The organism is Flavobacterium terrisoli, from assembly GCF_030167905.1.
GTDB lineage: Bacteria > Bacteroidota > Bacteroidia > Flavobacteriales > Flavobacteriaceae > Flavobacterium > Flavobacterium terrisoli.
The window spans coordinates 79,827-92,494 of sequence record NZ_JARGNA010000003.1; the positions used below are offsets into that span (position 1 = coordinate 79,827).

Annotated in this window: 6 protein-coding genes; 4 read left to right on the plus strand and 2 right to left on the minus strand. The window is 36.8% G+C overall.

The window, feature by feature from the left end; translation table 11 throughout:
• The first annotated feature begins 27 nt into the window (after positions 1-27).
• From P1K33_RS04525 to obgE, 3 genes are all read left to right on the plus strand, one after another.
• Positions 28-600, plus strand: coding sequence for an adenylate kinase (locus P1K33_RS04525; RefSeq protein WP_284651702.1), 573 nt, complete (start codon positions 28-30; stop codon positions 598-600).
• 110 nt (positions 601-710) lie between these two features.
• Positions 711-1,937, plus strand: coding sequence for a hemolysin family protein (locus tag P1K33_RS04530; RefSeq protein WP_372508205.1), 1,227 nt, complete (start codon positions 711-713; stop codon positions 1,935-1,937).
• Between the two features lie 171 nt (positions 1,938-2,108).
• Entirely contained in the window at positions 2,109-3,143 is a 1,035-nt protein-coding gene (gene obgE / locus P1K33_RS04535) for a GTPase ObgE (protein ID WP_284651704.1), read from the plus strand.
• A 36-nt stretch (positions 3,144-3,179) separates the two neighbouring features.
• On the opposite strand, the gene P1K33_RS04540 is transcribed toward obgE, so the two are convergent.
• Positions 3,180-3,407, minus strand: a complete 228-nt coding sequence (locus P1K33_RS04540; RefSeq protein WP_284651705.1) for a hypothetical protein — start codon at positions 3,405-3,407, stop codon at positions 3,180-3,182.
• Between the two features lie 402 nt (positions 3,408-3,809).
• On the opposite strand from P1K33_RS04540, the gene P1K33_RS04545 reads away from it, so the two are divergent.
• Positions 3,810-5,960 (plus strand): S46 family peptidase, encoded by a 2,151-nt coding sequence (locus P1K33_RS04545; RefSeq protein ID WP_284651706.1) that lies wholly within the window; start codon positions 3,810-3,812, stop codon positions 5,958-5,960.
• A 48-nt stretch (positions 5,961-6,008) separates the two neighbouring features.
• Here the strand turns inward: P1K33_RS04545 and P1K33_RS04550 are convergent, their stop codons facing one another.
• On the minus strand, positions 6,009-12,515 hold the full coding sequence (locus tag P1K33_RS04550; protein ID WP_284651707.1) for an alpha-2-macroglobulin family protein: 6,507 nt from the start codon (positions 12,513-12,515) through the stop codon (positions 6,009-6,011).
• Positions 12,516-12,668 lie beyond the last annotated feature (153 nt).

The window sequence follows — 12,668 nt, forward strand, 5'->3', positions numbered from 1 at the left end:
CATAATTTATAACTCATAACTACTAAAATGATTAACATCGTTCTTTTCGGAAAACCAGGTGCAGGAAAAGGCACACAAGCTGAATTTTTAAAAGGAAAATACAATTTGACACATCTTTCAACCGGAGATATTTTCAGATACAATATTAAAAATGATACGGAATTAGGGCAATTGGCCAAAACTTTTATGGACAAAGGCGATTTGGTTCCCGATGAAGTAACGATTCAAATGCTGCAAAGCGAAGTGGATAAAAACCCACAGTCAGCCGGTTTTTTATTTGATGGTTTCCCAAGAACCATTGCTCAGGCTGAAGCTTTGGATCAATTTTTAGAATCAAAAGGACAAAACATTACGGCTACAGTGGCTTTGGAGGCAGATGATAATATTTTGGTAGCACGTTTGCTGGAAAGAGGAAAAACTTCCGGCAGACCTGATGATCAGGACGAAGAGAAAATCCGCAACCGATATCAGGAATACAACGAAAAAACCGCACCTTTGATGCATTATTACGAAGCTCAGGGTAAATTTCATGCGGTAAACGGAATTGGTTCTATCGAAGAAGTAACCGAAAGATTAAGCAAAGTAATAGACAATTTATAATTGAAATTTTTGGTTAGCTGTTGTATTTCATGACGCATAACTATAACGCATAACTCAAAATGGAGATACTTATCATTCTTTTTTTAATACTGTTAAACGGTGTTTTTTCGATGTCGGAAATCGCTTTGATTTCGGCACGTAAAAACCGCTTGGAAACCGCAGCCAAAAAAGGAAATACCAATGCCAAAGTCGCTTTAGACCTGGCGAATTCACCAAACAAATTTTTATCAACCGTACAAATCGGGATTACCTTAATCGGGATCCTGACGGGTATTTATTCGGGAGATAAGATTACGGCTGATGTAAAACTTTTTGTGGAAAGTTATGAAACGTTGAAACCTTATGCACACAGCATTTCTGTTGGAATTGTGGTTGTGGTTTTGACTTTTTTCTCTTTGGTTTTAGGCGAATTATTACCCAAAAGAATCGGTTTGAATTACCCCGAAGCGATTGCGAAAGCCGTTGCGGTTCCGATGAAAATGGTTTCGATTGTCACTATGCCTTTTATTTGGTTACTGACGATTTCTACCGAAGGAATTTTAAAAGTCCTGAAGATAAGACCAACAGCTGATGGTAAAGTAACCGAGGAAGAAATCAAAGCGATTATCAAAGAAGGAACCGAAGGTGGTGAAGTACAGGAAATCGAACAAGATATTGTGGAGCGTGTGTTCCATATTGGCGACAGAAAAGTAAACTCATTGATGACGCACCGAAAATCAATCGTGTATCTGTCTTATGAAGATACGATTGAAGAATTGAAAGCAAAAGTATTGGATGAATTGCACTCTGTATATCCGGTTTGCAATGAGAATTTGGACGATGTGGTTGGAATTGTTTTACTAAAAGATTTGTTTGCCAGTTTTGAAAAAGAAGGCAAATTCAATTTAAAAACCATTACCAAAGATCCGGTGTATCTGATTGAACATACTTCAGCCTATAAGGCGTTGGAGAATTTCAAAAAATCAAAAGTGCATTATGCCCTGGTAACTGATGAATACGGTGTCTTTCAGGGAATCATTACTTTGAATGACATCCTGGAAGCTTTGGTTGGTGATGCTGCCGATTTTTATGAAGATGAATTCAAATTGATTGCCCGAGAAGACGGAACCTGGTTGGTTGACGGACATTATTCGTTACACGACTTCCTTACGTATTTTGATATGGATGATTTGATAAACGATTATGATGTAACGACGCTAAGTGGTTTGATCATGACCGAATTAGGCAATATTCCAAAAACAGGAGAAAAATTGATTTGGAACAGATTTGAATTGGAAGTGATTGATATGGATGGCGTGAAGATTGATAAAGTGCTTGTGAAAGCGATTAAAGAGTAAAATAGAACGCAGAACACAGAACGCAGATTTTAGAATTTCTGCTTTCTGCTTTTTGCCTTCTGCAATCTAAAGGAATTATGACAGAGGATTTGATATTAAGAGGAGAATGTCCAGTGGACATTCGGTTTAATTGTCGTCTTTGTTTAATATAATTAAAAAAGAAAAGAAAGAATGACTGAAGGCAACTTTGTAGACTACGTAAAAATTTATGTTTCTTCCGGAAAAGGAGGAAAAGGTTCTTCGCATCTGCACAGAGAGAAATTTATTGAAAAAGGCGGACCCGATGGTGGCGATGGAGGTCGCGGTGGCCATATTATATTGAAAGGAAATAAAAGTCTTTGGACCTTGTTTCATTTGAAATTTGCGCGTCACGTCAAAGCCGGACATGGTGGCGATGGAGGAAGTTCACGTAGTACCGGTCATGACGGAGAAGATAAAGTAATCGAAGTGCCTTTGGGAACAGTAGTTCGTGATAAAGAAACCGATGAAATTTTATTCGAAATCACCGAGCACGGAGAAGAAAGAATTTTAATCAAAGGCGGAAAAGGTGGTTTAGGGAACTGGCACTTTAGAAGTTCTACGAATCAAACGCCAAGATATGCCCAACCGGGTATGCCGGCAGAAGAACTGGATGTGATTTTGGAGTTGAAAGTGTTGGCCGATGTTGGTTTAGTTGGTTTCCCAAATGCCGGAAAATCAACTTTATTATCGGTACTGACTTCTGCCAAACCAAAGATTGCCGATTATCCGTTTACGACCTTGAAACCAAATTTGGGAATTGTGGCTTACCGAGAATTCAAATCTTTTGTGATGGCTGATATTCCGGGAATTATTGAAGGTGCAGCCGAAGGAAAAGGTTTAGGGCATTACTTTTTGAGACATATTGAGCGCAATTCAACGCTGTTGTTTCTGGTTCCGGCGGATGCGGATGATATCAAAAAAGAGTATGAAATCCTGTTGGATGAATTGCGTCGTTACAACCCTGAAATGCTCGACAAAGACCGCTTGATTGTGGTTTCCAAAAGCGATATGCTTGATGATGAATTGAAAGCCGAAATGGCTCAACAATTAGACAAAGAGTTCAAAGGCATTCCGTATCTATTTATTTCTTCTGTTGCCAATCAAGGGTTGACGGAGTTGAAAGACAAACTCTGGGAAATGCTGAACGTCGATACCGAAGAACCGGAAAACAGTCATGGTATATAAAACAAAATCCCGCTTTAATGGCGGGATTTTTTAATATTATTTCTCGTTTTCATCTTGGCCGAAATAGGCAGCGCCCATCCAGATAAGTCCAAATCCTATTCCTGCTGATGCGGCAAGCTGAAGCATATTAAAGATAAATCCTATAGCAAATCCCAGAATTGCACAGATAAAAAATATCAGTAATGCCTTTCTAAATGCGGGTTTCTTAGTTTCCTTTTTTACAAATGCTAAAAAACCTTTTGCTTCTGTTTGATTAGACTCCATAACAATACAGTTTAAATTTTTGACAACTTTTTTTTAATTTATTATATGTTTTTTTGTTGTAACAAAATGATTATTTGATAAATATAAAAAAATAATTGAAACTATGCTCCGAACTGAAAGACAAACTTTGGGAAATGTTAAACCTCGATACCGAAGAACCGGAAAACAGTCAGGGGATTTAAAGATAAAAGATACATTTTAGAAAGCTATTCATTTGAATGGCTTTTTAATTTCTAAAAATTAAGTTAAAATTTACTATAACGATATAGTTTTGTTGGAAGTTTTTATCCTTCAATTAACAAAAAAAAGTATCTTCGCACACGTTTTTAGATTATTTGATATAACAATTATTTTTTCAGATAGACTATTAACATTCAAACTATTAACATTTATAACATAACAATGAAGAAAATTATTTTATCGTTGATTGCTGCTATAATGCTTGTTCCAACAAGTGTAAAAGCTGACGAAGGAATGTGGTTTTTGATGTTTATCGAAAGACTGAACCACAGAGACATGCAAAAAATGGGCTTGCAATTGACAGCCGAAGAAATTTACAGTATCAACAACCACAGTTTGAAAGATGCTATTGTTCAGTTCAACGGAGGTTGTACGGCGGAAATCATTTCTAAAGACGGTTTGGTTTTAACCAATCACCACTGTGGATATGATGCGATTGCCGAACTTTCAACTGCTGAGAAAAACTTGTTGAAAGACGGTTTTTGGGCAGAAAACAGAAAAGCAGAAATTAAACCATCGAGTTTGTTTGTGCGTTTCTTCGTGAGAATGGATGATTGTACCAAAAGAATTTTGGCAAAAGTAAATCCTTCAATGACCGAAGCAGAAAGAGAAAAAGCAATCAATGCTGAAATTGCAGCGATTGAAAAAGAAAACAACGAAGGTGGAAAATACACTGTTTCTGTTCGTCCTTTCTTCCAAGGAAATGAATTCTATTATTTTGTTTACCAAGACTACAAAGATGTTCGTTTAGTAGGAACACCACCGGAAAGTTTAGGAAAATTTGGTGGAGATACAGACAACTGGGAATGGCCACGTCACACAGCAGATTTCTCTATGTTCAGAGTATATGCTGATAAAAATGGTAATCCTGCTGATTATTCAGAAAACAATGTACCATTGCAGCCAAAACATTATTTACCGGTTAACATCAATGGTGTAAAAGAAAATGACTTTGCTATGATTTTGGGTTATCCTGGTAGAACCAACCGTTGGATGCCTGCCGGCGGAATTGAGCAAAACGTAAAATTTGCTTATCCTGCTTGGGTTGAAGGAGCAAAAACAGGAATGGACAACATGAAGAAATACATGGATCAAAGTGCGGCTTTGAACTTGGTATATGCTTCTAAATATGCTTCTACAGCTAACTACTGGAAAAACCGTCAGGGAATGATTGATGCGTTGACCAAATTTGGTACCGCTAAAACTAAGGCTGCACAAGAGGCTAAGTTCAATACTTGGGCTAACAAACCGGCTAACAAAGCTAAATATGGTAACGTAATTGCCAATATCAATAAGTTTTATGCTTTGACCAATGAAAAGTCAAGACATGATAACTATATGACTCAATTGTTCAGAACGACTTCTTTTGGAACTATCGGAAGAACTTTAGGAAAACAATTGGATACTTATGTAAAAGCTGATGCTGTAAAACGCGCTCAAATGGCTCCGGCTATTGAAGAAATGGCTACTGAAATGTACAAAGAGTTACACATTCCGGCAGAGAAAGATCTTTTGGCTGCTCAGTTGAAAGTGTATGCGACTAAATCAACCGGTTACGCGATTGCACCATCTGTGAAAAAGATTGCAGATGAAAACAAAGGTGATTTTACCAAATATGTAAATGCTGCTTTTGACATGAGTATTTTCACTTCATTGGACAGAATCAAAGCTTTCCTGGTAATTCCAAGTCAGGGCGCATTGGATAACGATCCATTGTATGTATTGTCAAATGATATGTTGACGCATTTCTCTTCAAAATCTGATGAGATTGCTAAAGCTCAAAACGATTACAGCGCTTCTTTCCGTTTATTGGTGGAAGGTTTGAGAGAATCAAAAATCGGTTCTATCAAATATCCTGATGCTAACTCTACGTTGCGTTTGACTTACGGAAAAGTGCGTTCGTTGCCAGCTGACAAACGTAATGATGCTAAAATCAACAACTACACAACCCTTGATGGTCAGGTGAAAAAATACAAAAAAGGTGACCAGGAGTTTGATTTGCCTTCAAAAGTTCTTGAAATGAACAAGGCTAAAAACTACGGTAGATTTGCAGACAAAGACGGAAGTCTTCACGTAAACTTCCTTACTGATAATGATATTACAGGTGGAAATTCGGGTTCGCCGGTATTGAACGGAAAAGGAGAATTAATCGGTTTGGCTTTTGATGGTAACATCGAAGCAATGGCTGGTGACGTTATCTTTGACAGCAAATTACAAAGAACCATCAATGTTGATATTCGTTATGTATTGTGGGTAATTGAGAACTTCTCAGGGGCGAAACACATTGTTGACGAAATGACATTGGTAAAATAATCTCATCTTATTATATATAAAAAAAGTCCCGAGCAATCGGGACTTTTTTTATTCGGCAACACTGATTCTGATGCCCTTGGTATGGCTGGTGTATTCGGGAGCATACATGCTTTCAATGGTTGTTATTCCGTTGGAGAAATCACCTTTGTTGTTCACCCGGATGTCATATTCAATCACATAAGTTCCTTTGTTTAACCGGTCAAAGAAAAGATGGGTTGCAGCGTCTTTGGTGCTCATGTAATAACCGGTTCCATCTTTCCAGAAGTATCGGGAAAGTACATCAACCGGTTCAAAACAAGAAGCTCTCATGTCTTTTAAATGGATGTATTCCATATCTTCACGGGTTGTGATGATTAATCTAACGGTTACCAAATCACCAATTTTCAGCGGGTTTTTTGAAGTGATTTTTTCCAACTGTTCGCCATCATTTTTTTGTCGTTTGAGATACAATTCCTTTTTAACAGACATAAGGCTTTTGTCACTCGATTTGATTTTGTCTGAATCTTCAAAATATTGCCAGTAAATACCACCATAACTTGGTACGTTCGATTTGTTTTCAATAGAAACATTGGCCATGTCATTACTGATTTCATCGGCTTTCCAGTTCATTTTGATATAACCGGTTTCGGCTTCTTTTTCATTTTCAGTCAATTTTTTTGTCAGGATTTTGTTGTCCCCAATTTTTATTTTGGCATTGTCTTTTACCGATAACCAATTACTTCCCTGATAAATCAGAGCGTAAATAGCTTCTGTCGTGGCCTTAGTTGTTCCCCAGCTTTTGGCTTGCTTGTTTTTCAAAAGCCATACTTTCATCGCATCAACCGATTTGTTGTCCTTATCAATTTCGGCGAATGCTTCTATCAGCAAAGCCTGGGTTTCTATGGGTGATTGGTACCAATACCAACCGGCTTTGTTTTCTATCCAATACATGCCCCAATCGTCATTGCTGGCCGAAGTTTCTTTTAAGCTTTCAATGATTTTTTTGGCGGTGGTTTTATCTCCAAAGCGATACAGAACAATAGCCGCTAATCCTTTGCTGTAAAGAGAATAGGTGAGCCATTCTGTTTTTATTGCTTGCAATTGTTTTGCAGTAATGGCTTTTATTTCTTCTGACATTGGATAGGTTTCCAAATAAAAGCTTCTCATATAAAGGAAATGCAAATCGGCATATTGTGTATACCAAATCCTGTAATCTTTGGTATTGGCATTATGTTCTGAATATTTGGCATCAAGATAAGGAATCGCGCGTTTTGTAATGTCAGTGAAACTGTCTGAGATTTCCTTTTTGACTTTCAGTTTTTGAAGATGTCCCAATCCGCTAACGATATGCCGGGTGATGTATTCGTTTTCATTTCCACCTTCAAACCAGGCAAAACCACCCGAATATTTTTGTTTTTCCTTTAATTTTTTGAAAATGTTATCGGTACTTGATTTTGTTTTTTCCAAATCAAATAATAACGCCAGGCTTTTTTTCTTTTCTTCTTCGCTTTGAGTATCATTTATCCAAGGTGTTTCAGCGAGAAGCAAAGATTTTAGCTCTTCATTTTGCTCCAATTTTGAAATAGGTTTCCCCGATTTTCTCCATTGGTCAAACACTTCGGCAATTTTAGGATTGCTGGTGATAATCTCTGATGCCAATAGGTTTGAATAGTATTTGGAAAATAACTGCTCTGCACAATCATGCTCATATTCCATCAGATACGGCAATGACTGTATGGCAATCCAAGTTGGGTTGCTCGTGTATTCCAAAGTAAACAAATGATGACGCAGTGTAGTGGAAGTGTTGTTTTTCAAATTGCTGAGAACATATTCTTTCTTGCTGTTTTCCCTTACCCAAACCGGAATGGTTTCGGTAACCAAAATATCATTCGTCAACACTGGAAGAACACTTTCTTCTCCATCAGAATAATCGCCGGCTTTGGCAATGACTTTGTATTGTAATCCCTGTAATCCTTTAGGAATCCTGATTTTCCAACTCACAACACTATTCCCCGAAGGTGCAATGGTAAAGTTGCGAACCGCATTGGCATTCATTGCTTTGGCGTCGATGTTTTCCATGGTTGTCGCATCAAAAAGCTGTAAAATAGCCATTCCGTTTTTGAGTTCAGAAGTCAGATTAGCCACTTTTGCGGCTATAACGATGGTGTCATTTTCCCTGAAAAAACGTGGCATATTTGGGAAAACCATCAATTCTTTTTGGGTGACCACACTTTTCTCTAAATAACCACTAACGGCTTTTTTATTGTGCGAGAATAAGCGAAATTTCCATGCTGTCAATTCTTCGGGAGAGTTGAATTTGAAATTGATTCTTCCTTCTTTATCGGTTCTCAACTGCGGGAAAAAGAAAGCCGTTTCGTTTCGGTTGGTGCGGGTTTTCACCTTGGTCAAATCTTCCAGCGCTTTTTTGCTGCTGATGATAATCACACCATTGCGGGCTCTGTCGCCATAGATAGCTGTTGCAGCGGCATCTTTCAATACTTTGGCTTCCGCAATATCATTTGGATTCAATTTCAAAAAAGCTTCTCTTGAAATAGTTGTTCCGTCAAGAATGTATAATGGTTCTCCACTGGCACTAAGCGAACTGAGACCTCTTATTTTAGCACTTCCTGGTGAACCTGAACTGGTTGATATTTGTAATCCGGGCACTTGCGCTTGAAGAGATTTTAAAAAAAAGCCTGCTGAGTTGTAAACACCATTATCTTCTTCTATAACTGTAGTATTTGAAACGATAGTGGTTTGCGCCAATGCTGATTTTGATTTGGAGGTAGTTCTATATCCATCAATCACAACTTCCTTCAATTCTAATTGGCTATCGTCCAGTACAATTTTGAACTCATGATTGTTTATGGTCACTTTTTGATTCTCATACCCTGTAAAAGAGACAATCAACACTTCACCATAGGCCGCTTCAATTTCGAAGTAACCATCAAAATCAGTCTGAGCGTTTCTGCTGGTTCCTCTGATTACGATATTGGCTCCGGGTAAAGGACCAGTTCTGTCAGAAACAGTTCCGGTAACGAGTCTGGAATTGGCGGGTTTTTTGGCCTTTTTGTTGAGCTGTTTTTTATAATCCTTGAGGATGCTTGGGTTATTGGTATCGTTAATGTCAAATCCAAACCACATCAATCGGGTGTATTCGTTTTGGAATTCAATTTTGGGAAGTTTAGGAGTATAACTTAAATTGAAATTTTGAAGACTAAAACCCATTTGTGATTTGCCATAATACTGGTTATAAGTTCTTCGATAATTATTCAAGCCATACCAATAGTCCTTTCTAAATTGGTCCAAAGAGGCATCATACATAGAAGCCAAGACTTCGGCCTCTGCATTTTGATCGTTTTCTTTGATTCTGAACGACCAGTTCTCTTCTTTTCCGGGTTCGAGTTTGTTCCTAAAACTCTCTACTTCAAACTTAACTTTTGTGACTTCTTCTTTTAAAATGACTTCATCATTAAAATTATAATACTGGTTTTCAAATACGGTTTCTACAGTAAATCCAAATTTTCCCTGGATGCTTTTTGACAGCGGAAATTTAATTTCCTGTTGGTTGTTTTTTACAGAAATATTACCCTGATAGAATACGCGGTCGTTAAAATTGGCTGTATAGAAAAGTTCTAATTCCGGTATGGTGGATTGAATCAGAATTCGGGCATATCCGTCTTTTACAGGATCTTCGTTGAGTTGTTTGATTGAAATTAAACTGTTTTGGGGAAGTTTATTTTTGGCTTTCTGATACAATTCAAAAGAAGCACTTGCTTCAATCGGATAGTTGAATTTGTCATTAGCGGAAAAGACAATTTTGTAATAACCGGATTTGTAATTTTTGGCAAAATCCAAGCCTATAATTTTATCCGTTTCAGTATTAACCTTTTTGGTGTAAACCAAAGTCCCTTTTTCTTCAGGATTTATTTCGGTTTCATTATTCTCATAAGGAAACAATTGTTCAAATTGGGCGTCTGAAATGGTTTGGATATCCGGTTTTTGAAAAACCCTTCTTTTGAATTTATTTTTGAATTCTCTCAGGTAGTATACTTTTATTTCTCCTTCGGTCTGCACAAACTGATTGTTCAGATTAGTGCTGTTGAGGTTGATGTTTTTCATTTCTTCAACAGCGACTACATTCGGAACATTTATCGATAATTTTAAAGCGTGATAGCCCACATTTACTGTTGTGTTTGCCGAATGTGTTTCTCCGTTGTTATCTGTTATGTCGGCTCTAATTATATAACTAAAAACCGGAAGGTTTTCTTTTGCAAATCCTTCCGCCGGAATGGCATCAAATTCTATTTTAAATTTGCCGTCAGCATCGGTTTTTGTTTCTGAAAAAATAATAGTTTTTGAATTGTCTTGCCCATAATTTCTCCAACTGTAATAGGAATTTCTTTCCACCCGGGACACTACTTTGGCATCAGAAATTTTACTGCCCGCAAAAGCTTTCGCATTACCGTTGACTGTTACTTTTTGGTTTACACCATAAGATTCTGTTACTCGTTCAAAATTCGCTTCAAATTTTGGTCTTTTATATTCTTCTACACTAAAATTGATTACAGATCTATCAAAATCACCATTGTCCCAAATAGGATGTTCGTCATTTTTTTGGTCATACAGCGCATCTTTTTCATAGTCATCAGGTTCTTCAATATTTATGCTATACAGCCCGGTTAAACCGTTTTTTGGCAATACAAATTCACCGGCAAATGAGCCAAAATCATTAGTGGTAACTTCAAACGACTTTAGATCATCATAATCGGGGTTTTTAATGGTAACGTGTAATAAAAAATTTGGAATTATTTTTTGTTTTCCTTCAAATGTTTGCGTGGCAATGCCTTTGTAATAAACGGTTTGTCCCGGACGATAAATTGCCCTGTCGAGGTATAAGTTTACTTTGGCTTTGATTTCTGGCTCGTCCTCACTGTGATAGGAATTATTGTATACACCTTTTAGATGAATGGTGTCGTTCTCTTGAATTGCTATTACTGTTTTATTATAAAAATCATATCTGTTTTTAGGGACAGTATCAAAGATTGCAATTCCCTTATCATTGGTTTTTAAGTTGAAATCTTCAGATTTTAGTTGGCAATCGGGAATTGGTTTGCCTGTTTTTCTATCAAGCGTTTGAAAAATCATTTTGTCGTCTTTCTCCTCGAATAAGATCATGATTTTGGAAACGGTAATGTCTCTGCAAACCCATTTTTTTTCACTGGCGGTATTGCCTATATCTTCAATAAAAACAATATAATGACCTTTTTCAAGCTCGGGTAAAAGGACTTCTGTGCTGTAACTAAAGTAATTTTTTGGGTTTTTCAGATGGTATTTTTGACTCCTGTAAACTTTGTTTTTAAGCTTGAAGTCATTCTCTATGCTATCGTTTAAAATTGCAGAACTCATTGTTTTGCTGTTCACTTTATAAAATGAAATCTGAATAGAGTCAACATTGGTAAAACGGACTAATGCTCTTGTTTTTTCTTTTTCATAGCTGTATTGAAGCATATTGACATTAAGTTCTCTTGCCTCAAATTTGGTTCTTTCAACCTTTGCCTTTTTAAAAGTATTTGACTTATTTTGAACCGAAAGGATGCTGTCAAGAATGGTAACCGCTTTGGTTTTATAATCTTTAAATTTCTCTTTTGAAGCCAGCTTGTCATAAAGCATTGCTTTCTCGAATTGGATTCTTTGTGTTAAATAGGCATCTTTTGACTTTTGCTGTAAGCTGTTTAAGCGCTTTAAGAGTAAATCATTTTGTTTAATGATATACCGGTTGCAATAAACAAGTCGGTCAAATTCCATTTCGGTTGGAGAAGTTTTCAGGGCTGCTTTTTGGTATAAGTTGAGCACTTTCAGTATTTCTAAATCTTTAATGCTGTCTAATTCGGAAGCATTGAATTCCTCATTACTACCCAAAAGCACTTTGATCAAATTTTCATCCTTGAAATTTCGAATGTCCCATTCTTTGGGCTTTTGAGAGAAATAATCTATATTGGCCTGAATCAGATAATCGTATAAAGTTGAACTGTTGAATTTTTCAACAAGGAAAAAATCAAAGATTGGTTCGTACTTGTTGATTGGTGTTTTCTTTAAAGCATCTTCGTTCTCTAAGGTTTTGTTATAGGTTTCATCTATTTGTTTTTCGAAATCCATAATGCTCCACGTAATGAAATCTTTTTCATCAATGGAGTCAAGTTTGGTTCGGGTGTAAATTTTGCTTCTATTGCCCTCCAAATAGGATTTCAGGCAACGGGCATAAATCAAGTTCAGAATCGCCTTTGATGCTGTGGGTGCTTTGACAATCCTTTTTTGGAGATTAGTTATGATTTTTCGTTGTGCGTCTTCTTCGAGAGTCAATAGGTATTTTGATTGGTAGAAAAACGTTTTGATAAGCTGCACTTCATTTTGTGAGTTTGAGGCTTTCGCATGGATTTTTTGTACAATTTGGTTAGCAGACTTTATTTTTCCTTCATTTTCAAGTTGGATTACTTTGTCCCAATTTTTATCAAAGTCCTGAGAAAAACCAAATGAAAATACGGCGAGTAAAATGGCGGTGTAGATGTGTTTCATAAAGTATGTGTTTCTCTATATAGAGTTTGAAAATGTTAAAAAGGTTGGGAAGCCTTTAAAGAATTTCTAAAGTAGTATTTTTTTTAATATCATGTTTGGATTGCATTGGTATTTTAAAACAAAAAATCCCGAGCAATCGGGATTTTTTTGTTT

What these genes read in the sequence shown, in the direction of transcription:
- P1K33_RS04525 (WP_284651702.1), top strand. Translation starts at nt 28, where the DNA reads ATGATTAACATCGTTCTTTTCGGAAAACCAGGTGCAGGAAAAGGCACA.
- P1K33_RS04530 (WP_372508205.1), top strand. Translation starts at nt 711, where the DNA reads ATGTCGGAAATCGCTTTGATTTCGGCACGTAAAAACCGCTTGGAAACC.
- obgE (WP_284651704.1), top strand. Translation starts at nt 2,109, where the DNA reads ATGACTGAAGGCAACTTTGTAGACTACGTAAAAATTTATGTTTCTTCC.
- P1K33_RS04540 (WP_284651705.1), bottom strand. Translation starts at nt 3,407, where the DNA reads ATGGAGTCTAATCAAACAGAAGCAAAAGGTTTTTTAGCATTTGTAAAA.
- P1K33_RS04545 (WP_284651706.1), top strand. Translation starts at nt 3,810, where the DNA reads ATGAAGAAAATTATTTTATCGTTGATTGCTGCTATAATGCTTGTTCCA.
- P1K33_RS04550 (WP_284651707.1), bottom strand. Translation starts at nt 12,515, where the DNA reads ATGAAACACATCTACACCGCCATTTTACTCGCCGTATTTTCATTTGGT.